This window comes from Jatrophihabitans sp. GAS493, assembly GCF_900230215.1.
Classification (GTDB): Bacteria; Actinomycetota; Actinomycetes; order Mycobacteriales; family Jatrophihabitantaceae; genus MT45.
Window position 1 is genome coordinate 2,594,199 of the sequence record NZ_LT907982.1, and the last position, 26,798, is coordinate 2,620,996.

The window sequence follows — 26,798 nt, forward strand, 5'->3', positions numbered from 1 at the left end:
GCGCTATGTCGCGGGTCGGTGAGCAGGTCGGGGAGCAGCTCCAACTCGGGTCGATGCCAACTCGCCTCTTCTCCTGCACTCCCTCGCGGCTGACCACGTTCGACTGCCCGCGCCGGTATCGCATGACCTATCTTGACCGTCCTACGCCCCCGAGAGGGGCACCCTGGGCCCACAACACGATGGGTGCGGTCGTACACCTGGCCCTGCACCGTTGGTGGCAGTTGGGGCGCCCCAAGCGCAATCCGGAGAACGGCGGGTGGCTGGTCGAACGTCACTGGCAGCACGACGGGTTCCGCGATCTGGAGCAGTCGCTGACGTGGCGCTCGCGGGCTAAGGAGTGGGTCGAGCAGTACCTGCGCGGAGTCGACGCCGACGATGAGCCGGTTGGGGTCGAACGAACCGTGGGCACCCGCACCGACCGGCTCGCCGTCTCCGGTCGGGTCGACCGCATCGACGGGCGGGACGGGGAACTGGTCATCGTCGACTACAAGACCGGCCGCAGCATTCCGGGAGAGGATGACGCGCGCGGTTCGCTGGCTCTCGCGCTCTATGCGCTGGGAGCCCGGCGCACCCTCCGTCAGGCCTGCCGAAGGGTTGAGCTGCACCATCTGCCGAGCGGATCAGTCGCCGCCTTCGAGCACACCGACGAATCGCTGCAGCGACACATCGCCCGGGCCGAGGCCTGCGCCGAGGACATCGTGGCGGCGACGGACACGCTGGCCGGGCTGCTCAACCAGGCCGACGCCCAGGCGTCACCGACCGCAGCACCGCGCCCGCCCGGCATGACCGCCGACGAGACAGCGATCGCCGACGATCTCTTCCCGGCCGTACCAGGCGCTCAGTGCGGTTGGTGCGACTTCCGGCGAAACTGCCCGACCGGGCTTGCCTCGTCACGCTCACTGGACTCCTGGTCCGGTCTGGCCGAAGTCGCCGGGTAGGGAAGATCAGTAGGAAGTCCGGACGTGGTCAGGCGGCCGAGTCGCCCCGCTCAACGCCCGCCCGGCGGAGCGCATCGCGGTAGAGCGGGCTACGCCGATACTGCGCGGGCACCGGGGCCGTCGCCACCCGCAGGCTGCGAAGCGCCAGGGCGTTGACCGTATCGCTGGCCGGCAGCGGCGGCAGCCGATACATCCGTTTGGCCCAGGCCGGCAGCAGCCCGACGGCTAGCGAAGTCACCGCGGTCCAGCCGAGACGGGCCGGCAGGACCAGCGGAATCGGAACCGACATCGGCGGAAGCAGGACGACCCGGGCCGCGGCCCGCGCCGCGTCCGTTGCCTGCAGTCGTGGGCGAATGCCGGCGAAATACTCCTTGAGCTCGATTCGCGTCGAGGGGACCGCGTCGCGCGGGATACCTACCAACTCCGCTGCGATCTGCTGCTCGCGCACGTACTGGTCGGCCTCGGCGGGGCTGATCCGCAGGCCGGAGCGGTGGGCACTGACCAGGAACGAGTCGACCTCGCAGGCGTGCACCCACACCAGTTGATCGAGCTCGACCACCCCCAACTTCTGATGGATTCCACGCACCCGGGCCGCCATCCGATCGACATCGGCGCGCGGGGCGAAGGCGACCGTGGCGACGAAGAGGCCGGTTCGTTGCAGGCGTCGCCAGGGCGCTTCACGGAACGTGGACTGGGCGTCCAGAAGCGCCATCGCCTCCGGGTGCAGCGCCTGCAGCAGCAGTGCCCGCAGCCCGCCGATGAGCGCCAGCGGATCGGAGTGAACCTTCCAGGTGACGCTCTGCGGTCCGAAGTACCCGAGGTCTTCCTCCGCTGCGCTTCCCGCATGGTCGGCGGTGATCTGGCCGGTTCCGATCGTGCCAGTGGCGAACTCGTCTGGGGTCACCCGTTCAGGATGCACCCTCGGCGGCCAGGACCGCATCACTTCGCCAGAAGCCGACGAGCGCCTCGATGGTCGGCGCCGGATTGTCCGCCGCCGGTGAATGCGCCGCGTCCGGGATGACGATCCGCTCCACGCCCAGGCGCTCGGCCATCTCGATCTGTGCCGGGGGCAGCCAGACGTCCTCATCACGGCCGTGTAGCACCACGATCGGCAGGCCGGTGGCGCGGAGTTCGTCGACACGATCCGGCTCCGAAAGCAGCGCGTCGCCCATACCCAGAAGCATCGTCGGGCTGCTCTGCACGAAGCGGGTGTGCAGGAAGTCCGCCAATTCCGGCGGTGGCGGAGCGTAGCCCTCCTCGCTGGCGGCGAGTAGTTCCATGCCCTGATACACCGCCTCGATGCCGTATTCGAGGAGTACCGGGCGGAGCAGGTCCAGCCGCTCGCGCTGACTCTCGTCGACCCCAGACGGCCCGGAATCCATGAGGACGAAGGAGGCGACCGCCTCCGGGCGCGCGATGGCGGCCGCGCGCGCGACCAGTCCACCGAAGGAGTGGCCGATGAGGTGGGTCCGACCAGGAAGGGTCGCGATGACCGCCAGCAGGTCTTCGGCCAGTGCCGCCGTCGTGTAGTCGGACTCCAGCTCGCTGATCGCCCCGGTAGCGTCGACCCGCTGGCCGGCGCTCTGGTACTGGCCGCGCTGGTCGACCGCGGTCACGAAGTAGCCGCACTCGGCGATGGGGCGAAGGATGGGCGCGAAATCCTCTTTGGATCCGGTGAAGCCGGGGACCAGCAGCACGGCGGGGGCGTCCGGATCGCCGATCTGGAGAGCGGCGTAGCTGCCCCGAGCGGTGTCGATGCTGACTAGGGGGACGTCGACGTCGGCTAGCTGGCGGGGCTCGGCCAGTTCGACTGCGGGTGCCGGACGTCGTTGCATCATTTGTAGACCGTAGTCGACGATGCTGCGACGAGGAATCCGGATCCCACTGTGATAATCCGGCTGTCGGCCGGCGGCGCATTCACCGCAATGGATTCGGTCACCGCGCCGCTGCTCGGGTTCAGAATGGCGATTCCGGTCGAGGTGGGCAGGGCGAGCGTGCTCAGGTCGGCCGACCCGGTCGCGGTGCCCGGCCCACTGAAGGTCGGGAGCGTGCTGGCCGGCTTCGACCACACCTGCCGGGCCCCTGGGGTGTCGACCGCGTAGACGGTGTCGCCGATCCAGATCAGTTCGCCGTTCGTCGATTCGGTCTGCAGCACGGGCCGCAACGGCGACGGGGCCGGGGTGAGAACGGTGTCGGTCGCCAGGACCGAGCCGTTAGAGGGCTGGTAGCGGATCAGGGTGCGCGTCGTCGAATCGAGGGCGGCGACGAACGAGTCGGCCGCAGCAGGCACCACGGCGGAGGTGCGGATGCGCCATTTCACCGGATCGGTGGGGTTGTCTCCCGACTTGTCGGGGGCGGTGAGGTCACGCAGCAGCAGGTAGTCCCCGTTGGTGCAGTGCTGGCTGATGAGGACACCGGCAGCGCCGCGAACGACGCGCAGATTCTGACACTGGGCGGGCGCGACGTAGGTCCACCCGTTCAGCCCGTCGCTCATCCGGATCGTGCGCACCAGGGTGGAGGTGGCCAGCGTCAGAGCGAGGCTGTCCGGGATGACGATCGGTGTCCCGATGACCAGATTGCCTTCGTCGTCCAGAGTCCGCTCCTGGATCCGCTGGCCGGTACCGGTGTCCAGCGTGGTGAGTTCGTCGCAGTTGCCCTTGGCCGAGTAGAGCGCCTGGGTCTTCCCGGATTCCTGGATCACCGAGCAGAGTGCCCGATCCGTTCGGGTGAAGGTCCAGCGCGGTGAGCCGGTGCGGGCGTCCCGTCCGGTGACCGTGTGCGCGGAGTAGGTGACCACGGTGCCGCCGAAGAACGGCTGTCCGATCGCGGTGGCGTCGTCGCTGCGCCATGCGACGGTGAGTGGGTTGCTACGTGGTGCCGCGGTGACGGTGGCCGGGGCCGACGCCGCGGTACGACTGCTGACGTGGCTGATCTCGCCGCGGGCCACGATGATGAGGAAGGTCGCCACCGTGGCCGCTGTGATGAGCGTGATCGCGGCGACGTAGCGGCGTCGGGCCCGTCGGGTGGCGGCGTTGAAGTCGGCGAGGAACTCCGTTGCTGGATCTCCGGCCGTCTCCTCCGCTGAGGCAGTCGCTGAGTCGGTCGCCGAGCCGGTGGCCGAACCCAGTGCAGGGTTCGTCGCAGGATCGGCCGGGCTCATCGAAACATCTTCGCCCACCTACCGACGGCGGTCGTTGGTGGGTCCGGTCCGGATCAGTTACCGGGGCTGTCGCTCGTCTTCGACTCCGTGGCCGCGCCGGTGGTGCCGGCCGCTCCAGCGCGGGTGCGCCGGCGGTTGCGCTTGCGGGCGGGGCGGGCGGCGGTGCCGTCGGCACTGCTCGAGCCGCCGTCGCTGGACGGGCCGGAGGCCGAACCGCTCTCAGCCCGGGGCGGGCCGGAGCGGTCGCCGCCGGAACGCTGGCTCCCGGATCGCCGGGACGAGCCGCCACCGGAGGCGCCACCGGAACCGCTGCCGGACCGGCCGCCGCGACTACGCCCACCGTCGCCGCGATCGCTCTTCGGCGCGCGGGGCTCGCGGCCACCCAGATCCTCCACCTCTTCGGCTCCAAGGCCGGCGCGGGTGCGCTCGGCGCGGGGGAGGGTACCCCGAACTTCACGGGGAATGTCGAGTTCTATGAACAGGTGCTCGGAGGTTGAATACGTCTCGACCGGCTCGTGGAACGGCAGGGCCAGCTTGTCGCAGATCAGCTTCCAACGCGGGATGTCATCCCAGTCCACCAGCGTGACCGCGGTGCCGGACTTGCCCGCGCGGGCCGTGCGCCCGATGCGGTGCACGTAGGTCATCTCGTCTTCCGGCGCCTGGTAGTTGATGACGTGCGTGACGTCATCGACGTCCAGGCCACGGGCGGCGACGTCGGTGGCGACGAGGACGTCCACCTTTCCGGAGCGGAAGGCCCGCAGCGCCTGTTCCCGGGCGCCCTGGCCGAGGTCACCGTGGACGGCGGCGGCCGCGAAGCCGCGCTCGATGAGCCCCTCGGCGACCTTGGCCGCCGTGCGCTTGGTGCGGGTGAAGATCATGGTCAGTCCACGTCCGCGAGCCTGCAGGATTCGCGCGAGCAGTTCGACCTTGTCCATCGAATGGGCGCGGTAGGCGAACTGATCGATGTGCTCGGTCTGCGGGGTGCCGTTCCCCTCCTCGGCGCGGATCTGAATCGGCTGCTGCAGGAACTGGCGGGCCAGGGCCACGATCGGCCCGGGCATCGTCGCCGAGAAGAGCAGGGTCTGGCGACGGGCCGGAATCGTGGCCATGATCTTCTCGATGTCCGGCAGGAAGCCGAGGTCGAGCATCTCGTCGGCCTCGTCCAGCACCAGAGTCTGAATGGAGCTGAGCACGAGGTGGCCCTGCTTGATCAGGTCCAGCAGTCGACCGGGCGTGCCGACGACCACGTCCACGCCCTTACGCAGGGCATCGATCTGCGGCTCGTAGGCCCGACCTCCATAGATGGACAGGACCCGCGCGCCGAGCGTCTTTCCGGCGGCGGCGAGATCGCCGGAGACCTGGACTGCGAGCTCACGGGTCGGCGCGATGACGATGGCCTGGGGTGCAGCACCGCTAATCGGCTTAGTTTCGCCGAGCTGGAGACGGTTCAGCAGCGGTACACCGAAGCCGAGAGTCTTGCCCGTACCGGTGCGGGCCTGTCCGATCAGGTCGTTGCCGGCCAATGCGATCGGCAGGGTCAGTTCCTGGATGGCGAAGGTGTGGGTGATCCCGACGTCGGCGAGGGCGCTGACGATCTCAGGCCGGATCGGGAAGTCGGAGAAGGCCGGGCTCTTCGGGCTCACATCGGCCCGGGCGGCGAGGGGCGTAACTTCTGCCTCGATGGGGGCAGCCTCGACGTCGGTGACGGAGGGTGCGCTCGAGAGTTCTTCTATTGTCATTATTTTCCGTTGCTCTTCCATGTCGGTGCGCCGACCAGCTTGACCGGTGAATCCGGTGCACATTCGACTGCAGACCGCAGAACAGCGGTGGCTAGATCGACAAAGAAGAGGGTCAACGCGGAGATTCGGCGCCCCGAGATTCAAGGCGCCAGAACCCCATGCTAGCTCAACCACCTCCGTTTCGACGGATCCTGGCCTCGCGCCGGGCTTCGATTGGCGTCGGAGGCGGTGTGGGACGGCATCCCGCAGGCGCTACTCTTCCGGCGTGACCGAGTTCTCCGCGCCCGCTGACTCCGACGCTTCGACTGCTGTCCCCGGACCCGTCTCGCCCCCTGAGGCCGGCAACGACGAGGTGCCGCGCGCGGCGGTCGTCGACCTGTTGGCCGTACTCGCCTACGGCGAGCTGACCGCGTTCGAGCGGCTCGCCGAGGATGCCCGGATGGCTCCGACGCTCGTCGGCCGGGCCACGCTGGCTCAGATGGCCGGCACCGAGATCGCGCATTTCCGCCTGCTCGCCGATCGGCTGACCGAGCTCGGCGCGGAGCCGAATTCAGCGATGGCGCCCTTCATCCCGGCGCTGGAGGCATTCCATGCCACGACGGCACCATCCACCTGGCTCGAGGGACTGGTCAAGGCCTATGTGGGCGACGGGATGGCCGCGGACTTCTACCGCGAGGTGGCCGAGTTCGTCGACCTGCGGACCCGCGAACTCATCTCGGTGGTGCTGGCCGACAGCGGCAGCGCGGCCTTCGCGGTGCGTGAGGTGCGCGCGGCGATCGCCGAGCAGCCAGCCCTTGCCGGGCGGCTAGCGCTCTGGGGCCGGCGGCTCGTCGGTGAGGCGATCAGCCAGACCCAGCACGTCCTCGCCGAGAACGACGCGCTGACCGAGCTGTTGATGAACGGCACCGGTGGGCTCACCGGAGTGGCCGCGATGATCACCCGGATCACCGACAAGCACAGTGAGCGAATGCACGAGCTTGGTCTCGACGGCTGAGCCTTCTGTGTGATCGACGGCTGAGCCGTCCGGCGCAGCCGAGTTAGTTGGCGAAGCCGACGCGGCGAACGTCGGCGTCGGCGATCTCGACGTAAGCGACCAGAGCGGAGGGGACCAGGACGACGCGCCCCTTCTCGTCGGTGAGCGACAGCAGACCGTCGGACTTCTTCAGCGCGTCGGAGACGAGCGCCTGCACCTCAGCCGGAGTCTGCGAGCTTTCGACAACGATCTCGCGCGGCGTGTGCTGAACGCCGATTTTGACCTCCACGGGGTGCCTCCTTGGTTCTGCGGAGTGGGCAGGGCCGAACTCCGCCGTCGATGACGAATGTTGGTATTCACGCTAGCCGAAGGCCAGCGGGTACTGCGCGCGGTGGCCCTGCGCTCAGAGCGAACGCTGCTGTTCGAGGACGAAGAGCGGGAAGTTCGAGATGCCTCGCCACTGCAGCGACTCCACCAGGCCCACCGCTTCGTCCTTGGGGATCGGACGGTCGGCGTTGAGCCACCAGCGGGCCACGATCTGGGCTCCACCGGTGAGCACCATCGCGAGCAATTCGGCCCGCACCCGGTCGAGTCCGGTGTCGGCCGAGACGGTGTCGGCAACGGCATGCATGATCTCCGACGAAACCCGGTCTACCCGTTCGCGGACCGCCGGGTCGTTTCCGAGATCTGTCTCAAAGATGAGGCGGAACGCGCCGGGTGAACCACCCTCGGCCCCCTCGACGAAGTTGAAGAAGGTGCTCAGGACTCCGTGCACGCGCTCCTGGTTGTCGGTCGTCTCCGACAGCGCACGACCGATCGCGCCGACCAGGGCTTCGGCCTGCTCGTCGATCAGGGCGAGGTACAGCTCAAGCTTTCCGGGGAAGTGTTGGTACAGGACCGGCTTGGAGACTCCGGCTTCGGAGGCGATGTCGTCCATGGCCGCCGCGTGGTAGCCGTTGGCGATGAAGACACTCTGGGCCGCCGCAAGCAGCTGCTTTCGACGTTCGGCGCGCGGTAGGCGTCCACTGCGCGGCGTCGGCTCGCTCTCGGTTATCAACAGTGCTCCCATATTCCGCGTGGATACTAATTTCCACAGATGTTACGACGCTAAACCCTCTCGCTGATCAACTGCGGGTGATTTGGTGCTTCTAGTGTGTCGGAATATAGGTCGCCGAGACGTTCGGCCCGCTCGAGAACGTCCGCTGCGGTGAAGACCAGATTCTGTGGCGACTGCAACTCCTCCCACGCAACGGGGGTCGAGACCGTCGGGCGGCTGCGTGCGCGCAGCGAATACGGGGCGACGGTGGTCTTGGCCGCGTTGTTCTGGCTCCAGTCGATGAGCACCTTCCCCCCTCGCAGGGACTTCGCCATCTTCGACACGATCAGCTTCGGGTGCCGCTCGGCCAGTACGGTCGCCAGCTGTTTGGCGAATCGTGACGTCTCCTCAGGCGCGCTCACCGACACGGCGGCGCTCACCTGAATCCCCTTCGAGCCAGATGTCTTCACCGCCGGTCGCAGGCCGGCATCGACGAGTTCGGTCCGCAGCAGCAGTGCGACCTCGGCACACTCGGCGATTCCGGCGGGCTTACCGGGGTCGAGATCGAAGACGATCAGATCGGTGCGTTGCTTCGGGTCCGCATCGCGGTGCCGACCCGAAGCGGGCGCGAGCTGCCACTGCGGAGTGTGCAGCTCAAGAGCGGCCTGGTTGGCCAGCCAGACGAGCGTCGCCAGCTCCTCCACGATGAGGAAATCGATGGTTTCGCGATCCATCGTGGAGCCCGGTACGGCGATTCGGGCCGTCGGAACCCAGTCCGGTGTGTTCTTGGGGGCGTTCTTCTCGTAGAAGAAGGGCGCATCCACGCCGTTCGGATACCGCTTGACGGTGAGGGGCCGGGCGGCCAGGTGCGGCAGCAGCAGCGGAGCGATGCGGGTGTAGTAGTCGATCACCTCGCCCTTGGTGAAGCCAGGCTCGGGGTACATCACCTTCTGCAGGTTGGACAGGCTGAGCTGCCGTCCCTGCACGTCGACGGCGACGCGTTTACTCAATCCCGTCCCACCTCGCTCGCATCCTTGTCCGTCCGTACTCCCACGAAGACGGGATGTCTCAGTCGGGCCTGGTCGGTGTCGTTTGACCACTGAGAATAGGAGACTTCGACGACGGTACGCGGCTGCACCCGGGTTAGGACCCGACCGGGGCTCGCCTTGAGGCCGAGTTCGGCCGGGCGCGGGTCCGTCACCAACTGACCCTGCAGGGCTCGGGCGGTCGCGTTGGTGAGCCCGCTGCCGACCTTCCCGGCAACCCGCAGTCGGCCGTCGGCGAAGTACCCCAACACCAGAGAGCTAAGGCGGGAAGCCGAGTCGCCGGCCGACTCCCACCCGATCACCACGAACTCGCTGCGCTGGATGAACTTCACCTTGACCCAGTCCGCACTGCGGGCGCCCGGGTGATATCGGCTGTCGCCCCGCTTCGCGACGACACCCTCGAGTTCATGGGCGTGGGCGGCGCTGGAGACCGCATCGGGATCGTCGAAGGCCGGGCTCAGACTCCACGCCGCAGACGCCGCCGAACCACCATCAGCCGAACCACCATCAGCCGTGCCGCCGTCAATCGAACCGTCAGCCAGACGTTGCAGGGTTTCGCGGCGCTCGTGCAGTTCACGCCCGGTCAGGTCGACGCCGTAGAGGCGGAGCAGATCGAAGGCGATGAAGGCCACCGGGTTCTCCGCCGCCAGCGCCCGGGCCGGGGCGGCCTGCTGGACGTTCATCCGTTGCTGAAGGCTTTCGAAGGACGGGCGTCCGTTGTTGAAGGCGACGATCTCGCCGTCGAGCAGGGCATCGGAGAAGTCGGTGCCCAGCGTCTGCAGCTCCGGGTAGGCGATTGTCACGTCGTTGCCGTTGCGGGTGGTGATTCGCGCCGTCCCATCATGAACGTCGACCAGCGCCCGGATGCCGTCCCATTTGAACTCATAGAGCCATCCGGGGCCCCGGGGGAGATCGCTTCGCGCTGTCGCGAGCATCGGCCGCATCCGTCAATTCTGCCGTGCGATGCAGCGCCAAGTCACGACACGCGCCATGATGGTGCAGAGTTGTTGTAAGTCGGCAGCGCGTTCTTCGCCGTGAGGTGGTCGAGCCTGCTGGGTAACAACGCCGTGGCGACGGGCGCTCGCGGCTCATTTCGAGGATAGGTTCGCCGGTGCGATCGATCTGGAAGGGTGCCGTCTCATTCGGTTTGGTGAGTATCGGCGTCAAGATGTACTCCGCGACAGAAGAGCGCGATGTGAGCTTTCACCAGGTGCGCCGCAGCGACGGCTCCCGCATCAGATACCGGCGGGTGGCCGAGGCTGACGGCGAAGAGGTGGCCTACGGCGACATCGCGAAGGGTTACGCACTTCCGAGCGGAGAGATCGTCGTGCTGACGGACGAGGATTTCGCCGACCTGCCGCTGCCTACAGTGCGCGCGGTGGACGTGCTGCAGTTCGTGCCGGACGAGCAGATAGACCCGATCTACTTCGCGAAGAGCTACTACCTTGAGCCGGAACAGTCCGCGGTGAAGCCCTATGTGCTGCTCCGGGACGCGCTCGCCGACAGCGGCATGGTGGCCGTGGTCAAGGTCGCCATCCGCAACCGGGAGCAACTGGCCACCCTGCGGGTGCGCGAGGGCGTCATCGTGCTCGAGACGATGGTCTGGCCCGACGAGGTGCGCGAGGCCGACTTCGCCTTCCTGGAGACCGACGTAACGCTGCGCCCGCAGGAGCGCGACATGGCCCAGTCGCTGGTGCAGAGCATGTCGGGCGACTTCGACCCGGAGCAGTACACCGACGAGTACCGCGCGGCGCTGCAGCAGGTGATCGACGCCAAGGTCGAGGGGCGTGAAGTGGTCGAGGTGGCCGACGCCCAGCCGTCGACTGGCACAGTTATTGACCTGATGGCTGCGCTGCGGGCGTCGGTGGACGCTGCGAAGCGGGGCCGGGGAGAAGCGACCGGCAAGGAAGCGACCGGCACGGAAGCGAGTGCCAAGGCACCGCCGGCGGCCAAGACCCCGGCGAGTCAGACCCCGGCGAAGAAGGCGGCCGCGAAGACGACGGCGGCGAAGGCAGCCGCGAAGAAGGCGCCCCCGACGAAGTCGACGGCGTCCAAGTCCACGGCGGCCAAGTCCACGGCGTCCAAGTCCACGGCGGAGAAGCCGGCGGCGAAGCGGGCCCCGGCGAAGAAAACTCCGGCCAAGGCAGCCGCGAAGAAGGCGACGGCGAGCAACCAAGAATCAGCCAAGCACGAGTCGACTCGGGCCCGACGTACCGCGTAAGGTCTCCTGCCATGGTGAACCCCCAGCGACTCGTGCCGAGTCTGCGTACTCGCTCCGGGCAGCCCCGGTCGGTCCGGATCGCTCAGCTGTCGGATGAGCCGCTGCCGACCTTCGATTCGAGCATCCCCACCTGGCCGGGCCGCAAAATTCAACTTGGCGGTTCGGCGCTCTTCGTCCGCAGCACGCCGGTCTCGGCGCAGCCGTCGGGCGCGGCCGTAGAGGCTGAGCCGGCGCTCTTCGTGCACGGACTGGGTGGCTCGTCGACGAACTGGACCGATCTCGCCGCCCAGCTCTCGCCCTGGTTGGACATCGAGGCCATTGATCTGCCCGGGTTCGGACGATCCGGCCCGGCCCGGGACGACAACTACTCGACCCAGTCGTTTGCAAACCTGGTGATCGCCTACTTGGAGCAATCCAACCGGGGCCCGGTGCACCTGTTCGGCAACTCGATGGGCGGCCTCATCTCCATCGTGGTCGCCGCTGCGAGGCCCGATCTGGTGCGGACGCTGACGCTGGTGTCGCCCGCGGTGCCCGACCTGCGGCCGGGGCGAGTGCGGGTCAACCCGCTGCCGCTGCTGCTCGTGCCGGGATTCGGCACGTTGGCGCTGCGCAAGCTGGCGCAGACGAGCCCCAAGACGAGGGCTCGCCAAACGGTCGAGCTCGTCTTCGGTGACCCGGCCAAGGTCACGTCGAACCGGATGGCGGAGGCCATCGCCGAGGTGCAGGAGCGTGGCGGCATGAGCTGGGCATCCAGCGCCATGCTGAGTTCGCTGCGGGGCATGGTCGGCTACTACCTGGTGGCCGGTGCCCGCGGCGCCTGGGCGCGGATGGCGTCGATCTCCGTACCTACCTTGGTGGTGTGGGGCGATCGCGACAAATTGGTCGACGTCGGCCTGGCGCCTCGCGTGGCGACGACGATTCCCGATGCGCGGCTGCTGATTCTTCCCGGCGTCGGGCATGTCGCACAGATGGAGGACCCGCAGAGCACCGCCCGAGCCTTTCTGCAGATGCGTAGCGAGACGATCGCGCAGAGTGGCCAGACGTCCGGTCGCCATGCCACCGCTAACCAGCCCCGGCCCCCGGCCGAGCAACTTTAGTCATTTCGCAGTGGGATGAGTCGCGGCGTGTGGATTCAGCGGTTCTCAGCCTGATGTGCCACCCTGGTTACCGTGACTGAGCAGTCCGAGGGGAGTCGTGCGAGCGCAGTGGAGACCCGCCGCAGCGCCGCCATCGACGCCATTCAGGCTGCGCAGCGCCCGGCGACGGAACTTGATGCCGAGTATTCCCAGTACGACCGCCGCGCCCGCCAAGCACCGTCGCGACGCGCCAGTTCCGCCGCCCGCACCGCCGGCCACGCTTCGGTTCAACGTCCGGTGCCCCGTACCGCCCGCCATGCACCACCCGTGCCGGCGACCACCCGCCGACCGGGGGCGCGTCGGCCGGCCGCGGAAGGGTCGCACGTTCCCGCTCAGGCTCACCAGGCGGCGAACGCCGAGCCGGCGTCGAGTGACGACGTGGTGGCCACCCAGCGCGCCTACGAGACCTACGAAGCGAACGCTGAGTCCGGCCCTTCGCTCATGGGCCGCACCCGGCGCTTCGTGCGGCGCTACGGTTGGCGGGCTTACGCCCTGCCGATTCTGGCCGTCGTCACTGTCGTCGCCCTAGCCAGCTCGGACAAGATAGCTGGCCGGCCGCCGGCTACTCCGGTCGCCGCCGCGCCCAGTCAATCAGCTGCCGCGCCGGCTCCGGCCGCGGCACTGCCCAGCTCTCAGCTCAAGGTCGACGCACCCGGTGCCGGGGCCGTTGACGAGCCGCTGGTCTCGGATGTGCTTCCGGCGGGTGCTGCGTACACGACTACCGGCAACGGCAAGTTCACCGTTCTCCCGGGCACGTCGCCGGTCATCGGTCACGGACCGCTCTTCAAGTACACCGTCGATGTCGAGGGCGGGGTAACCGGCGTCGACACGGCGAAGTTCGCGTCGGTCGTCGATTCCACGCTGGCTAACCCGCACAGCTGGATCGCCGCCGGAAACGTCTCGTTGCAGCGTGTGGCGACCTCCTCCGCGGCCGATTTCCACGTCACACTCACCTCGTCGATGACCGTCCGCAAGTACTGCGGTTACGACCTGCCGGTCGAGACCTCCTGCTATGACTCGAGCAGCCGTCGGGTGATCGAGAACGTCGCTCGCTGGGTACGCGGTGATCTGGCCTATGTCGGTGATCTGGCTACCTACCACCTGTACATGGTCAACCATGAGGTCGGCCATGCGCTCGGGCACTCGCACAGCCACGTCTGTCTCTCCAACGGGCTGGCTCCGGCGATGATGCAGCAGACGCTGGGGCTGAAATCGATCAGTGGCCAGATCTGCGAGTCCAACCCGTGGCCCTACCCGGCCGGCGCCACCGACGCCCCCGGCGTCGAGTCCGCCGATACCACCACGAACAGCCCGATTCAGGTTCCGGGCAGCTAGTTCGACCGCCGCTCGGCCCGCTCGCTGAACCGTCCCGCAGCGATCCGGTACCGGCCTATAGGGTGCTCGGGAATTGTCGGCCGGGCGTCGGTCGTTACGCTCTTGGACGACACGTTGCCACAAGACGTCGAATGCAGAAGAGTTCCATCGAAGGGAAATCCAGTGCCAGCACCGGTGTCACTACCCATTACCTTGCCGCCGCTCGTCGAGCCGGCCGCAGAGCTGACGATCGACGAGGTCCGCCGTTACAGCCGTCACCTGATCATCCCCGAGGTGGCGATGGCTGGGCAGAAGCGGCTGAAGAACGCGAAGGTCCTCTGCGTCGGTGCCGGCGGCCTCGGCTCTCCGGCCCTGCTCTACTTGGCTGCGGCCGGGGTCGGCACGCTCGGAATCGTCGAGGACGATGTCGTCGACGAGTCGAACCTGCAGCGTCAGATCATCCACGGCCAGAGCGATATCGGACGGCCGAAGGCCGAATCGGCTCGTGACTCGGTCAAGGAGATCAACCCCTACGTGAACGTCATCGTGCACAACGAGCGTCTCACCAACGACAACGTCCTCGAGATCTTCGCCCAGTACGACCTCATCGTGGACGGCACCGACAACTTCGCCACCCGCTACATGGTCAACGACGCCGCGGTGCTGCTGCACAAGCCCTACGTCTGGGGTTCGATCTACCGCTTCGACGGACAGGTCAGCGTCTTCTGGGACGACTACGGGCCCAACTATCGTGACCTCTACCCGGTGCCGCCGCCGCCGGGAATGGTGCCCTCCTGCGCCGAAGGTGGCGTCCTCGGCGTCCTCTGCGCCTGCATCGGCTCGGCCATGGTGAACGAGGCGATCAAGCTCATCACCGGGATCGGTGAGTCGCTGCTGGGTCGCCTGCTGGTCTTCGACGCCCTCGCGATGGAGTGGAACGAGATCAAGATCCGCAAGGATCCGAACACCGCGCCGATCACTGAGCTGATCGACTACGAGTCCTTCTGTGGCGTCGTCTCCGAGGAGGCCCAGGCGGCCGCCGCGGGTTCGACGATCACCCCCAAGGAGCTCAAGGAGCTGCTCGACTCGGACAAGCCGGTGTACCTGGTGGACGTTCGCGAGCCCGCCGAGTGGGAGATCGTCAGCATCCCCGGTGCCACGTTGATCCCGAAGGATCAGATTCTGCGTGGTGACGCGCTGGCCTCCCTGCCGCAGGACAAGCAAATCGTCATGTACTGCAAGACCGGCGTGCGCTCAGCCGAGACACTGGCCGCGGTGAAGGCCGCCGGTTTCAAGGACGCCCTGCACGTCCAGGGTGGCGTGACCGGCTGGGTGAACCAGGTCGACCCCAGCCTGCCGTCCTACTGACCTTCGGCGCCACCGGTGGCGGAGGCTGAGGCGCGCGTCGACGAGCAGATTCTGGCTTGTGTGCGGAGCATCCCGCGCGGTCGTGTGATGACCTACGGCGACGTCGCGGAGTATGTCGGTTCGAATGCTCCGCGACAGGTCGGTCGGGTGCTGTCCGAGTACGGTGACACCGACTCAGACGATGTGCTCGACGATTCGCCGCACTGGCAACCGCTGCCGTGGCATCGGGTGCTTCGGGCCGACGGGCGATGCGCTCCGCATCTGTTTCTCCGGCAGCGGGCTTTGCTACTGCTGGAGGGGGTTCCATTCCGCGGCGACCGGGTGCTGCTGCGGGAGTGCCGATGGGATGGTGTGTCGCCCGGCTGACGGCTCGGCCGGATTGAGCTTGCTACGGATACTTGCTGGAAAAATTGTCGGTACCCCATGCTGAAATGGATGCCATGACCTCGCCCGACGAACAGCGTCCGTACCGCCTGGTGCGCCGCCCAGGCCGGCCGCCGGTTGTGCCCGCGCTCGACCCGGATCAGCGGCGAGTCGTGGAGCACGGTGCTGGGCGCATGCTGGTGCTGGCCGGCCCCGGCACCGGCAAGACCACGACCCTGGTCGAGGCGGCGCTAGCCCGGGTGGAGGCCGGCGTCCCGGTCGAGCAGTTGCTGATGCTGACCTTCAGCCGGCGGGCCGCGGCCGAGCTGCGCGATCGCATCACCGCCCGACTCGGGCGCACCGTGCGGCAGCCGATCGCGCGGACCTTTCATTCCTACGCCTTCGGCGTACTCCGGATGAGCGCTCTGGCCAACGGCCTGCCGAGTCCCCGCCTGCTGGCCGGTCCGGAGCAGGACGTCGTACTCCGTGAACTCATCGCCGGTGATGCGGCCAGTGGACGTTCACCGTGGCCGCAGTACCTGCAGGCCGCCACCGGCACCCGCGCCTTCGCCGGCGAGCTACGGGATCTTCTGCTGCGAGCGGTCGAGCGTGGCCTCGACGGCGACGACCTGGCTGAGCTGGGGCGCCGGAAGTCTCGGGCCGACTGGCAAGCGGCTGGCGGCTTTCTCCAGCAATATCAAGAAGTCACCTCCCTCTCGCAGCCCGGAGCTTGGGATCCGGCGGAACTCATCCGGGCCGCGACCGACGCCCTCGCCGCAGATGAACAGCTGCTCACCGCCGAGCGGCGCCAGCGCCGGTACATCTTCGTCGACGAGTATCAGGACACCGACCCGGCCCAGGTCGAGCTGCTCTCACTCATCGCCGCCGGCAGTCAGGAGTTGATCGTCGTCGGTGATCCGGATCAGTCGATCTACGCCTTCCGGGGCACCGACTCCTCCGCGCTGAGCGACTTCGAGCACAGTTCCGCAGACGTGGAGACGGTCGCGCTGCGAACGAGCCGGCGCAGCGGCGCTGTGCTGCTGGCCGCTAGCCGGGCCGTGGCCCGGCGCCTGCCCGGCCCGGCAACCGCGCGCGCGCTGGTTGCGGCCCCGCAGGCCGCCCCCGGGCGAGTGGATGTCGCCATGCTGCACTCGGCCAGCGAAGAGGCGAGCTACGTCGCCGCGACGCTGCGCCGTGCGCACCTGGAGAACGGCCTGCCCTGGTCACGGATGGCCGTGATCGTCCGTTCCACCCGCAATTCACTCGCCGTTGTGCGTCGCGCGATGGTCACGGCCGGTGTGCCGGTGGCGGTTGCCGGAGAAGACGTGCCGCTGGCCGAGCAGCCGGCGGTCGCCCATCTGCTGACCGCGTTGGAGTGCGTCCTGCAGCCGGAGTCACTCACCAACGAGATCGCCGAGTCGCTGCTGCTCGGGCCGATCGGGGGAGCCGATTCGTTGCAACTGCGCCGGCTTCGACGTGAGCTGCGGCAGGGCGGCGACACCGCCGACATCGACCTGGCCCAGTTGCTCGCCGAACCGCTGACCAGCCGAACGCTGGTCGGCCGCGCCGCCCGCGCGGCGCAGCAGGTGGCCGACGTGCTCGAGGCCGGTCGGGTGGCATTGAGTCGCAAGCTCAGCGCCGAGGAGGTGCTCTGGGCGGTGTGGGACGCCACCGGGCTCGCCCGTCGCTGGCTACGCTCAAGTCAGGCCGGCGGGGCGATCGGTTCGGCCGCCGATCGGGATCTGGATTCGGTCATCGCCCTCTTCGATTCCGCCGCCCGCTTCGCCGACCGCCTGCCCGGTGCCTCCGTCGTCGAGTTCTACGAACACCTCGCCGCACAGCAGATTCCCGGAGATTCGTTGGCCGATCGCTCTCAGCGCAGCGAGGCGGTGCAGGTGCTGACGGCTCATGCCAGTAAGGGACTGGAGTGGGACCTAGTCTGTGTGGCCGGGGTCCAGGAAGGTGTCTGGCCTGATGTCCGGCGGCGCGGTTCACTACTCGGTGCCGACCTGCTGGTCGACGTGGTGGCCGGCCGCGACGGGCCGGGGGTCTCGTTCACCGCTCCCCAATTGGCCGAAGAACGCAGGCTCTTCTACGTCGCGATCACGCGAGCCCGAGCCCATCTGGTGATCACCGCCGTCAGTGGTGAGGATGAGCAACCGTCCCGGTTCCTGGACGAGATCGACCCGATCGACGGCGAGCGCGAGTTCGCCGAGGTGCCCCGTGGAGTCCACCTGCCGGCCGTCGTTGCGCAGTTGCGCTCGGTCGTCTGTGATCCGGGCGAGGGCAGTATCCGAGTCGATGCAGCGGCCCAGGAGCTCGCCCGGCTGGCCGAAGCCGGAGTCGCCGGGGCCGACCCGAGGCAATGGTGGGGGATCCTGCCCCTGTCCAGTGAGGAGCCGGTCGCCGATCCGGATCGGCCGGTTCCGCTGAGCCCCTCACACCTCGATTCATTTCTTCGCTGCGAGGTGCAGACTCTGCTGCGCCAGTTCGGTGCCCGCAAGGACGACCAGTTGAGCGCCTCCCTGGGCACCCTGATCCACGAAGTGGCGGCGATCGCCCCGCCCGAGGCGACGCTGGCCGACTTCGAGGCGCTGCTGGACGAGCGATGGCACCGTCTCGATTTCGGCGCGGCCTGGGTTGGCACTCATCAGCGGCTGAAGGCCCGGAAAATGCTGGTCAAACTACTTGAGTGGCTGTCGAGCAAGAAGTCGCAGCTGGTCGCCGTCGAAGAGAGCTTCTCAATCGACGTCGTCGATGCTGTGCTCCGCGGCCGGGTGGATCGACTGGAGCGTGACCCGGCCGGGCGCCTAGTCGTCGTCGACTACAAGACGGGATCCAGCAAGGCCAAGACAGACAGCCTGCTCTCCAATCCGCAGCTCGCGACGTATCAGCTGGCGGTCGAAGGGGGCGGCTTCGCGCGCGTCGACGACTCGACCGAGGCCGGCGGTGCAATGCTCGTGCAACTTGGCGACTCCGCAGCGAGCGTCGGGGTCCAGCCCCAGCCGCCCCTGGCCGAGCACGAAGATCCGACCTGGATAGCCGACACGGTGGCTGAGGTGGCGGCGAAGATGCGTGACTCCACGTTCATCGCCGCGCAGAACGACTACTGCCGGATGTGCGATGTGAAAGCCAGCTGTCCGCTCACCCCGTCCGGGCGTCAGGTGACCGCGTGACAACCCAGATCGCGGTCTCGGCTCGGCAGCTGGCCGGCCTGCTCGGCCTCCCGGCGCCGTCGGAGGAGCAGATCGCGGTAATCGAGTCGCCGCTGGAGCCCGGTGTGGTGATCGCGGGTGCCGGATCCGGGAAGACGGAGACGATGTCCACCCGCGTCGTCTGGCTCATCGCCAACCGATTGGTGAGCCCCGACCAGGTGCTCGGGTTGACGTTCACCCGCAAGGCGGCGGCCGAGCTGAGCCGCCGTATTCGCCGTCGGCTCGCTCAGTGGCGAATGGTGCTGGAGCACGAGACGCCGGAGGAGTCCGAGGCGATCGCCGCCCTGATTTCGGGTGAGCCGACGGTGCTGACCTACGCCGCCTACGCCGGCCGGCTGGCCGGTGAACACGCGATGCGGCTGGGCTCCGAACCCTCACCGCAGCTGCTGTCACCGGCAATGCGCTGGCAGTTGGCCGACGGCGTCGTGCGCCGCTTCACCGGTGAGGTTCCGGTCGCCGCCGGCGTGCTGTCGACGGTGGTGAATCAGGTGCTCGATCTCGCCGATCAGCTCTCCGACCACCTGCGCAGTCCCGCCGAGCTCGAGGAGTATTCCCGGCAGGACCTCGCCTGCTTCGAGGCGCTGCCCCTGGGCAAGGGGGCGCGCGCGGTCGAGTACCCCGGTGACTCGAAGAAGTTCATCGACGCCACCGTGGTGCGCCGCGCCCTGGTCCCACTGCTTCAGGAGTTCGCCCGGGCCAAGGCGGCTCGACAGGTGTCGGACTTCGGCGACCAGATGGTGCTGGCCGCCCGGTTGGCGGAGCTCCCGGATGTAAGCCAGATCGAACGCGACCGCTTCCGGGTCGTGCTCCTGGATGAGTACCAGGACACCGGGCACGCCCAGATCGCTATGCTCACCGGGCTCTTCGCCGGCGGCCACCCGGTGACCGCAGTCGGCGACCCGTTCCAATCCATCTACGGCTGGCGCGGTGCGGCCGCGGGAAACATCGGTCGCTTCGCCGACCGGTTCCCCCTCCCGGACGGGAGCCCGGCCCGTCGCTATGCGCTGGCGACCAGCTGGCGCAACGACGCCCAGATCCTGGTCGCCGCCAATGAGGTGTCCCAGAGCCTTCGCGACGACGACCCGTTCGCGATCGAGCTGCGGCCGCGCCCCGGCGCCGGTATGGGCGAGGTGCTGGCCGCGGTCACCGAGACCGTCGACGAGGAGGCCCGGTGGGTGGCCGAGACCATCGCAGCTCGCTGGCACGCCGAACCGTCCGGCACCCGTACGGCGGCGGTACTCGTCCGCCGACGATCCCAGATCCCGCTCATCCACGAAGCACTGCTCGATCTCGGTCTACCGGTGGAGGTCGTCGGCCTGGGTGGCCTGCTGACGACGGCCGAGGTGGCCGACGTGCGGGCCACACTTCAGGTGCTGGCTGATCACAACGCAGGCCCCGCCCTCGTGCGGTTGCTAGCCGGTGCCCGGTGGCGGATCGGTCCTCGGGATCTGGCCGTGCTTGGGCGGCGAGCCCGCAGCCTGGTGCAGGTGCGCGGTGAGGGTGCATCCCGGCTTCCCGGCGTGGTTACGGCCGACCAGCGAGTCCTGCTCGCGGCTGAATTGGCCGCAGCGGCCGAAAACGCTGAGCAGGGCAGCCTGGTCGAGGCGATCGACGACCTGGGCAACCCGAGCGACTACTCCGCTGATGGCTACGAGCGGATGCGCGCGATGTCAGACGAGCTACGACGGCTGCGCCGTCGGCTGGCCGCGCCACTCACCGAACTGGTGGCCGAGGTCGAGTCGACGATCGGAATCGATGTCGAGGTCGCCGCCCGCGCCGATCGAGCCGGCGTCGGTCGGACGCACCTGGATCGGCTGCTCGACGAGGCGGCCCGCTTCTCCGTCGAGGCGGACGAGGTTTCACTGCCGGCTTTCCTGACCTTCCTCGACGCCGCCGAGGACGAGGAGAACGGCCTGGAACAGGGCGAGCTCAGCGTCGAGTCCGAACGCATCCAAGTCCTGACCGTGCACGGCGCAAAGGGTCTTGAGTGGAACATGGTCGCCGTGCCCGGTCTGCTGGAGGGCATCTTTCCCGGTAGCACCGTCGGTATCGACTGGACCAAGACCAAGGGGCTGCTTCCGGCGCCACTGCGCGGCGACCATGCCGACCTACCGAGGTTCAACCTGACCCAGGCGACCGATCGCAGCGACGTGTCGAAGGGCCTGAAGACCTACAACGACCAGGTGAAGGCCCGGCAGCGACTGGAGGAGCGGCGCCTGGCCTACGTCGCCTTCACCAGAGCTCGCTCCACTCTGCTCGTCAGCGGATTCTGCTGGGACAACACCAAGAAGCCGCGGGTCGTCTCGCCATTCCTGGCCGAGGTCGCCGAACACGCCGAGGTCGGGCAGTGGTTCACTCCGGAGCCGGAGGCTGACAACCCCACAACCCGCGAGCCGGTGGTGCACGCGTGGCCGGTCGACCCGCTGGAACGGCGGCGGGTCGAGGTGGAGGCCGGTGCCGAACGGGTCCGGGAGCAGCGGCGGCGGCTGCGTGAATCGGGTGATCGGGATAGCGAGGGCGTCGCCGTGTTGCCCGGTCTGCTCGGCGACGCCACCGAAGAGACCGCCCGATGGCGCCGCGATGTCGATCTGCTGTTGGAGGAGCGGGCCCGACTGGCCGCCACCACGGCCACCGACGTTGTCCTGCCGAGCATGCTCTCGGTCTCGCAGCTGGTGGCGCTGCGCCGCAGTCCGGACGAGCTGGCCCGTGTCCTACGGCGCCCACTGCCAGTGCGCCCAGCGCCGCTGGCCCGACGCGGAACCCTCTTCCACACCTGGTTGGAGCAGCGTTGGTCGGCGCAGTCCCTCCTCGACATCGACGAGCTTCCGGGCGCCTCTGACGTGGGCGCCGATGACGCCGACTTCGAAGCGCTGAGGATCGCCTTCGACGCCAGCCCATGGGCCGCACGGACGCCGATCGAGGTGGAGGTCGGTTTCGAGATGGCGGTCGGATCGGTCGTCGTTCGCGGGCGTATGGACGCCGTATTCGGCCCGGAGTCAGCCACCCCCGGCACCGACTGGACGGTGGTCGACTGGAAGACCGGGGCGCGTCCGCACGGGGCCGAAGCGGCGGCCGCCGCCGTCCAGCTCGCCGCCTACCGGCTGGCCTGGGCGCAGTTGCTGGGCATCGAGCCCGACGACGAGGCGGGCCTGGCCCGAGTTGGGGCGGCGTTTCACTACGTGCGCACCAATGAGACCGTCCGTCCGGTCGATCTCCTCGATGCCGCCGGGCTAGCCGCGCTCATCAACGGCTGAGCAACGAATGATCACTCCGAAAGGGTCGGGCAGTCGGCCGGCGTCGCGACGTCGTTGTTGGTCGCCCACCTCGGCGCACTAGCGTGAAGGTATGACGACAGTGCGCGAATTCATCGACATTCATCGCCACGACCTGCTGCGCGACCTGGACGAATGGCTGCGGATCCCAGGCATCAGTGCTCAGCCGGCTCATCACGCAGACGTCCTGCGCAGCGCGGAGTGGTTCGCCGCGGCCGCCACCCGCACCGGATTTCCAACGGTCGAGATCTGGCCCACCGCGGGTATGCCGACGGTCTTCGCCGAATGGCCGAGTGACGACCCCGACGCGCCCACCGTGGTCGTCTACGGCCACCACGACGTGCAGCCGGTCGACCCGATCGAACTCTGGACGAGTGACCCCTTCGACCCGACGATCGACGGAGACCTCCTGCGGGCCCGCGGTGCCTCCGACGACAAGGGGCAACTCCTCTTCCACCTGCTCGCGGTCCGGGCCCATCTCGCCGCGACCGGGCTCACATCCCCGGCGGTAAACCTCAAGCTGCTGATCGAAGGGGAGGAGGAGTCGGGCTCGCCGAACTTCGAGCAGCTGCTCGCCGACCGGCATGAGCGGTTAGCCTGCGACGTCGTCGTGATCACCGATACCGGCATGCTCGCCGCGGATACCCCGAGCACGGTCACCGGGATGCGCGGGTTGGTCGCGGCCACCGTGTACTTCCACGGCCCCGACCTCGACCTGCACTCCGGTGTCTTCGGTGGCGCTGTTCCCAACCCGGCGACCGCGATCGCGGCGCTGGTCGCCGCACTGCACGACGACGACGGCCGCGTGCAGATCCCGGGTTTCTATGACGATGTGCTGTCGCTGACCGCCTCCGAGCGGGAACTCTTCGCCAAGGTCCCCTTCGCCGAGAGCGAGTTCCTCAGTGTCGCCAAGTCACGCGCCCTCGACGGGGAAGCCGGCTACAGCACGCTGGAACGCCTCGGCGCCCGCCCGACGGCCGAGGTCAACGGAATCGGCGGTGGCTACCAAGGCGACGGTGGCAAGACAATCGTCCCCTCCGACGCGTTCGCCAAGCTCTCGTTCCGCCTCGTCGCCAGCCAGGTTCCGGAGCGCATCCGCCTCGCGGTGGAGGAGTTCGTCGCGACGCGCACCCCGGTCGGTATCCAGGCCCGGGTCGAGTGGGACGGCGACGGGGTCGCGCCGTGTCTGGTCCCACTCGGGACGCCGGCCTACGACGCCCTCGCAGCGTCCATCAGTGAGGCCTTCGACGGGCGAGAGGTGCTGCCCACCCGGGAGGGAGGAAGCGGGCCGGAGGCGGCGATCCAGCAGGCACTGGGCGTCCCGCTCGTCTTCCTCGGCGTCGGCCTGCCCGACGATCAGATCCACGCGCCGAACGAGAAGGTCAACCTCTCCATGCTCTACAAGGGTGCCGAGATAGCGGCCGGACTCTGGTCCCGGTTCGCGCAGGTGGGCGCCGCCGCGCTGCGCGATCTCACCCCGGCCGAGTCACCGGCGGCCGGTGACGGGTCGGCCGCCGGATGAGCCGCCGCCGGCCCAGTATCGGCGAGGCGGCCGTGCTGGCGGTGCTGTGCCTGACACTGCTTGGCACCAGCCTGGTCGCCTGCTCGACGACGATCTCAGGCACCGCGAGCCGCGGATTCTTCCAGTCCGCCGGTCCGTCGCCCGCCCCGGACGCCACCGCTCCCCAGACCTCCTCCCCGCCGGATGAGAGCGACCCCACCCCGGATCCGGCGCTGAACTGCCCGACGGTGAATCACGTGGCCGCGAAGCTGCGCTACCGGTGCCTCACCACCGGGATGACCCCGGGTCAGGACAGCCTCTGGCCGGTGGTCTTCGTGAAACCGGTCGAAACGTCCTGGTGGCTCGATGAGGGTTCCGGCCTCTGGGGGCCGCTCGACGGGGACACACTGGCCGATGTCACCGTCGACATCCGCGGCCGGGAGGTCGATGCCGGCTCCTACGGCCCGACGCCGGCGATCAAGACCCTCGCCGCGAAGAACACCACGATTGACGGGCATCCGGCCCACATCCTGCAGACCCGCTTCACGATCGACCCGACCTACGTCAAGGAGCGGAAACTCAAAGTGCGGACCGAGGTCTCCTGGATCGTCGCCATCTCCATCGACGCCACGTCGGCGTCGGTGTGGTTCGTCTCCGTTCCCGACGAGGCCGCGTCGCTCATGCCGGCCGCCGCCGCCCTCGCCACGAGCATCGTGGTGCTGCCGTGAGCGCGCTCTTGGAGATGGCGGGGTGGGGTGCGCGCTGCCGCCGTGTGCTCGCTGCCGCCAAGTGCGGACTGCAGTCCAACACGTAGGGTGAACCAGTGCCACGTGAGATGAAGCTTCCCGCCCCCTCCTTCACCCTCCATCACCAGACGCTGGCCAATGGCCTACGGGTCGTCCTGGCTCCCGATCGGTCCGCGCCGGTCGTCGGCGTCGCGGTGCTCTACGACGTGGGGATCCGCTCCGAGCCGGAGGGGCGAACCGGCTTCGCTCATCTCTTCGAACATCTGATGTTCCAGGGGTCGGCCAACCTCGAGAAACTCGAGCACTTCCGCCTCGTGCAGTCCTCCGGCGGCGTCTTCAACGGGAGCACCCACTTCGACTACACCAACTACTTCGAGGCGCTGCCGTCCAACGCCCTGGAACGCGGTCTCTTCCTGGAGGCCGACCGGATGCTCAGTCCGCGCATCACCGAGGAGAACCTGGCCAACCAACTGGCCGTGGTGAAGGAGGAGATCCGGGTCAACGTCCTGAACCGGCCCTACGGAGGTTTCCCGTGGCTTGAACTGCCACCGGTCCTCTTCGACACCTTCCCGAACGCTCACAACGGGTACGGCGGCTTCGTCGATCTGGAGAGCGCGACCGTGGCCGATGCCAAGGATTTCTTCAAGAAGTACTACGCACCCTCCAACGCGGTGCTGGCCGTCGGTGGTGATTTCGACACCGCCGATGCACTCGCCCTCGTCGAGAAGCACTTCGGCGCCATTCCGGCCCGCCGCACACCTAAGCGTCCCAGCTTCGCCGAGCCGCCGCTCACCAGCGAGCGCCGCGCACAGGCTCGCGACGAGCACGCTCCGATGCCGGCGGTGGCCATCGGTTACCGCGTGCCCGACCCGATCGGCAAGCTCGACGCCCACCTGGCCAACGTGCTGCTGGCCGAGGTCCTCAGCGACGGTGATGCTTCCCGGCTGAACCGTCGACTGGTGCAGCGCGACCAACTGGTGATCGATGTCGGCGCCTACCTGGGCGAGTTCGGTGATCCGTTCGACGAGCGTGACCCGTCGGCCTTCACGATCACCGCCCACTACCCGGATGCCGGGTCGCTGGAGTCGATTCTCTCGGCCATCGACGACGAGCTGACCCAGATCGCCACCGACGGTCTGGCCGGCGGCGAACTCGACCGGGTGCGAGCCCGGCTGATCAGCTCCATGCTGCGCGAGTTGGATGCGGTCATCTCCCGCACCCTTGAGTTCGCGAAGTTCGAACTTCTCTTCGGACGGGCCGAGTTGATCGCTGAGCTGCCGGGGCGGCTGGCCGCGATCACCGACGCCGACGTCCAGGCGGCCGCAGCGCAGCTGACACCGAATCGCCGCGCCGTCGTCGAACTGATCGCCGGAGGAGCACGATGAGCCCGCAGACTTCAAAGAGCCGCAAGAGCCCGAAGAAGATCGAGCTGGCCACCGGTGCCGTCCCGCCGCTGACTTCTCCTCGGCGACCGCGAAAGCTCACCGAGGGCAAGCGGACGCTGGCCAACGGGCTGCGCGTCGTGGTGGTACGCAAGCCCGGTGTGCCGTTGGTCGAGGTGCGGCTGCGGGTGCCGTTCTTCTCCGCTCACCCCGGACATTCAGCACTGGCCAGCGTGCTGTCCGACAGCGCGCTCACCGGCACGTCGCGTTACGACCGGGCCGGTCTGGCCGGCGCCATTCAGGCCCTCGGTGGTGATCTTGGGAGCGGCGTCGACGCCGACCGCCTCATCTTCTCGGGCAGCGTGCTGGCGACGAACATGGTCCCGCTGCTGAACATCCTCGCCGACGTCCTCACCGACGCCAGCTACGCGCACTCTGAGGTCAAGGCCGAGCGGGAGCGGCTCATCGAACGGCTGAGCATCGCCCGCTCGCGAGCCGGGGTAGTCGCGGCGGAGGCCCTCGCCGCCCGCATGTGGGGCGACCACCCGTACGCGCGGGAGCTGCCCCATGTCGGGGAGGTCGAAGCGGTCACGGCGGCCAAGGTGCGCAAGCTGGCCGATCATTCGATCCGCCCGTCCGAGGCGGTTCTGGTCATCGTCGGTGACGTCTCACCGGTGCGTGCCCTGGACCAGATCGAGAAGGCCCTCGCCGGTTGGACCGGACACGCGAAGAACAAGAAGTCACTTGCGCTGCCGACGTTTACCGGGGGACCGGTTGTCCTCGTCGACCGTCCCGGTTCGGTGCAGTCCTCGCTGCGTCTCGGCGGCACCGCGCTGCGCCGCGACGATCCACGTTTTGCTGCGCTTCAGCTGGCCAACCTCGTCTTTGGTGGCTACTTCTCCTCGCGCTGGAACGAGAACATCCGCGAGGACAAGGGATACACCTACGGACCGCACAGCCGGATCGAGCACAACCAGCTCGGCTCGGCACTGATCTTCGACGCCGATGTGGCCACCGAGGTGACGGCGCCGGCGCTACTGGAGACTTACTACGAGCTGGGGAAGCTGGCTTCACTGCCGATCACCGACAAGGAACTCGAATCGGCCCGTCAGTACGCCATCGGGACGCTGGCGCTCTCCACCGCGACGCAGGCCGGCCTGGCCTCGACCCTCTCCGGGCTGTCGGCCAGCGGGCTCGACGCGGACTGGATCGCTACCCATCCGGCGCGCCTGCTCGCGGTGACCACCGAAGAGATCCGTGAAGTGAGCGCGGAGTTCTTCGCGCCGTCGAAGCTGGTCACCGTCGTCGTCGGCGATGCCGAGAAGGTTTCAGCGCCGCTGGGCATCCTGACCGAGGTCACCACCGCCGAATCTTCTGAGAAGTAAGGG

21 protein-coding genes are annotated in these 26,798 nt (G+C 68.3%); 13 read left to right on the forward strand and 8 right to left on the reverse strand.

From position 1 onward, the window contains the following. Positions 1 to 5 precede the first annotated feature (5 nt). Positions 6 to 938, forward strand: a complete 933-nt coding sequence (locus CPH63_RS12185; protein WP_206745539.1) for a PD-(D/E)XK nuclease family protein — start codon at positions 6 to 8, stop codon at positions 936 to 938. Positions 939 to 966: 28 nt separating this feature from the next. Here CPH63_RS12185 and CPH63_RS12190 read toward each other — a convergent pair whose 3' ends face one another. From CPH63_RS12190 to CPH63_RS12205, 4 genes are read right to left on the reverse strand one after another with little or no spacing between them, the layout of a single operon-like run. After that, positions 967 to 1,842, reverse strand: a complete 876-nt coding sequence (locus CPH63_RS12190) for an oxygenase MpaB family protein (RefSeq protein ID WP_197704323.1) — start codon at positions 1,840 to 1,842, stop codon at positions 967 to 969. 4 nt (positions 1,843 to 1,846) lie between these two features. Next, the gene (locus tag CPH63_RS12195) at positions 1,847 to 2,776 is read right to left on the reverse strand and encodes an alpha/beta fold hydrolase (protein ID WP_096303205.1); all 930 of its coding nucleotides are present in this window, start codon (positions 2,774 to 2,776) and stop codon (positions 1,847 to 1,849) included. Continuing rightward, positions 2,773 to 4,098, reverse strand: coding sequence for a PQQ-binding-like beta-propeller repeat protein (locus CPH63_RS12200; RefSeq protein ID WP_096303206.1), 1,326 nt, complete (start codon positions 4,096 to 4,098; stop codon positions 2,773 to 2,775). The genes CPH63_RS12195 and CPH63_RS12200 overlap by 4 nt, the downstream gene beginning before the upstream one ends. Positions 4,099 to 4,151: 53 nt before the next feature. Next, the gene (locus CPH63_RS12205; RefSeq protein WP_197704324.1) at positions 4,152 to 5,837 is read right to left on the reverse strand and encodes a DEAD/DEAH box helicase; all 1,686 of its coding nucleotides are present in this window, start codon (positions 5,835 to 5,837) and stop codon (positions 4,152 to 4,154) included. Between the two features lie 265 nt (positions 5,838 to 6,102). Here CPH63_RS12205 and CPH63_RS12210 point away from each other — a divergent pair, with 265 nt between their 5' ends. Further along, positions 6,103 to 6,831, forward strand: coding sequence for a ferritin-like fold-containing protein (locus tag CPH63_RS12210; RefSeq protein WP_096303208.1), 729 nt, complete (start codon positions 6,103 to 6,105; stop codon positions 6,829 to 6,831). Positions 6,832 to 6,874: 43 nt separating this feature from the next. Here CPH63_RS12210 and CPH63_RS12215 read toward each other — a convergent pair whose 3' ends face one another. From CPH63_RS12215 to ligD (CPH63_RS12230), 4 genes are all read right to left on the reverse strand, one after another. After that, entirely contained in the window at positions 6,875 to 7,099 is a 225-nt protein-coding gene (locus CPH63_RS12215) for a DUF3107 domain-containing protein (protein ID WP_096303209.1), read from the reverse strand. 114 nt (positions 7,100 to 7,213) lie between these two features. Next, complete coding sequence (locus CPH63_RS12220; RefSeq protein WP_096303210.1) at positions 7,214 to 7,879, reverse strand: TetR/AcrR family transcriptional regulator; 666 nt, start codon at positions 7,877 to 7,879, stop codon at positions 7,214 to 7,216. Between the two features lie 38 nt (positions 7,880 to 7,917). Further along, positions 7,918 to 8,856: a non-homologous end-joining DNA ligase gene (gene ligD, locus CPH63_RS12225; protein WP_096303211.1), complete on the reverse strand. Its 939-nt coding sequence runs from the start codon at positions 8,854 to 8,856 to the stop codon at positions 7,918 to 7,920. After that, entirely contained in the window at positions 8,853 to 9,836 is a 984-nt protein-coding gene (ligD, locus tag CPH63_RS12230; RefSeq protein ID WP_197704326.1) for a non-homologous end-joining DNA ligase, read from the reverse strand. The genes ligD (CPH63_RS12225) and ligD (CPH63_RS12230) overlap by 4 nt, the downstream gene beginning before the upstream one ends. A 167-nt stretch (positions 9,837 to 10,003) precedes the next feature. On the opposite strand from ligD (CPH63_RS12230), the gene CPH63_RS12235 reads away from it, so the two are divergent. The 11 genes from CPH63_RS12235 to CPH63_RS12285 all read left to right on the forward strand — a co-directional run bounded on the left by CPH63_RS12235 (position 10,004) and on the right by CPH63_RS12285 (position 26,795). After that, entirely contained in the window at positions 10,004 to 11,113 is a 1,110-nt protein-coding gene (locus CPH63_RS12235) for a Ku protein (protein ID WP_096303212.1), read from the forward strand. A gap of 11 nt (positions 11,114 to 11,124) precedes the next feature. Further along, complete coding sequence (locus tag CPH63_RS12240; RefSeq protein WP_096303213.1) at positions 11,125 to 12,210, forward strand: alpha/beta fold hydrolase; 1,086 nt, start codon at positions 11,125 to 11,127, stop codon at positions 12,208 to 12,210. A 72-nt stretch (positions 12,211 to 12,282) separates the two neighbouring features. Continuing rightward, entirely contained in the window at positions 12,283 to 13,584 is a 1,302-nt protein-coding gene (locus CPH63_RS12245; RefSeq protein ID WP_157749505.1) for a DUF3152 domain-containing protein, read from the forward strand. 186 nt (positions 13,585 to 13,770) lie between these two features. Then, on the forward strand, positions 13,771 to 14,931 hold the full coding sequence (gene moeZ / locus CPH63_RS12250) for an adenylyltransferase/sulfurtransferase MoeZ (RefSeq protein WP_096305111.1): 1,161 nt from the start codon (positions 13,771 to 13,773) through the stop codon (positions 14,929 to 14,931). Positions 14,932 to 14,946: 15 nt separating this feature from the next. Continuing rightward, positions 14,947 to 15,297 (forward strand): MGMT family protein, encoded by a 351-nt coding sequence (locus tag CPH63_RS12255; protein WP_241895634.1) that lies wholly within the window; start codon positions 14,947 to 14,949, stop codon positions 15,295 to 15,297. 74 nt (positions 15,298 to 15,371) lie between these two features. Then, complete coding sequence (locus CPH63_RS12260; protein ID WP_096305113.1) at positions 15,372 to 18,470, forward strand: ATP-dependent DNA helicase; 3,099 nt, start codon at positions 15,372 to 15,374, stop codon at positions 18,468 to 18,470. After that, positions 18,467 to 21,763 (forward strand): UvrD-helicase domain-containing protein, encoded by a 3,297-nt coding sequence (locus CPH63_RS12265; protein ID WP_157749506.1) that lies wholly within the window; start codon positions 18,467 to 18,469, stop codon positions 21,761 to 21,763. The genes CPH63_RS12260 and CPH63_RS12265 overlap by 4 nt, the downstream gene beginning before the upstream one ends. A 91-nt stretch (positions 21,764 to 21,854) precedes the next feature. Then, positions 21,855 to 23,303 carry a dipeptidase gene (locus tag CPH63_RS12270; protein ID WP_096303216.1) on the forward strand — a complete coding sequence of 483 codons (1,449 nt, stop codon included), beginning with the start codon at positions 21,855 to 21,857 and terminating at the stop codon, positions 23,301 to 23,303. Continuing rightward, positions 23,300 to 24,010: a hypothetical protein gene (locus CPH63_RS12275; protein ID WP_096303217.1), complete on the forward strand. Its 711-nt coding sequence runs from the start codon at positions 23,300 to 23,302 to the stop codon at positions 24,008 to 24,010. Before CPH63_RS12270 ends, CPH63_RS12275 begins: the two co-directional genes overlap by 4 nt. Before the next feature lie 107 nt (positions 24,011 to 24,117). Then, the gene (locus tag CPH63_RS12280) at positions 24,118 to 25,413 is read left to right on the forward strand and encodes a pitrilysin family protein (RefSeq protein WP_096303218.1); all 1,296 of its coding nucleotides are present in this window, start codon (positions 24,118 to 24,120) and stop codon (positions 25,411 to 25,413) included. Beyond that, positions 25,410 to 26,795, forward strand: coding sequence for a pitrilysin family protein (locus CPH63_RS12285; RefSeq protein WP_096303219.1), 1,386 nt, complete (start codon positions 25,410 to 25,412; stop codon positions 26,793 to 26,795). Before CPH63_RS12280 ends, CPH63_RS12285 begins: the two co-directional genes overlap by 4 nt. The last annotated feature ends 3 nt before the right edge of the window (positions 26,796 to 26,798 follow it).

Bases quoted from the DNA above. Each gene is read 5' to 3' on its own strand.
- CPH63_RS12240 (WP_096303213.1), top strand. From the start codon at position 11,125: ATGGTGAACCCCCAGCGACTCGTGCCGAGTCTGCGTACTCGCTCCGGG.
- CPH63_RS12185 (WP_206745539.1), top strand. From the start codon at position 6: ATGTCGCGGGTCGGTGAGCAGGTCGGGGAGCAGCTCCAACTCGGGTCG.
- CPH63_RS12220 (WP_096303210.1), bottom strand. From the start codon at position 7,879: ATGGGAGCACTGTTGATAACCGAGAGCGAGCCGACGCCGCGCAGTGGA.
- ligD (WP_197704326.1), bottom strand. From the start codon at position 9,836: ATGCGGCCGATGCTCGCGACAGCGCGAAGCGATCTCCCCCGGGGCCCC.
- CPH63_RS12280 (WP_096303218.1), top strand. From the start codon at position 24,118: ATGAAGCTTCCCGCCCCCTCCTTCACCCTCCATCACCAGACGCTGGCC.
- CPH63_RS12270 (WP_096303216.1), top strand. From the start codon at position 21,855: ATGACGACAGTGCGCGAATTCATCGACATTCATCGCCACGACCTGCTG.
- CPH63_RS12260 (WP_096305113.1), top strand. From the start codon at position 15,372: ATGACCTCGCCCGACGAACAGCGTCCGTACCGCCTGGTGCGCCGCCCA.
- CPH63_RS12195 (WP_096303205.1), bottom strand. From the start codon at position 2,776: ATGATGCAACGACGTCCGGCACCCGCAGTCGAACTGGCCGAGCCCCGC.
- CPH63_RS12285 (WP_096303219.1), top strand. From the start codon at position 25,410: ATGAGCCCGCAGACTTCAAAGAGCCGCAAGAGCCCGAAGAAGATCGAG.
- CPH63_RS12275 (WP_096303217.1), top strand. From the start codon at position 23,300: ATGAGCCGCCGCCGGCCCAGTATCGGCGAGGCGGCCGTGCTGGCGGTG.
- CPH63_RS12205 (WP_197704324.1), bottom strand. From the start codon at position 5,837: ATGACAATAGAAGAACTCTCGAGCGCACCCTCCGTCACCGACGTCGAG.
- CPH63_RS12200 (WP_096303206.1), bottom strand. From the start codon at position 4,098: ATGAGCCCGGCCGATCCTGCGACGAACCCTGCACTGGGTTCGGCCACC.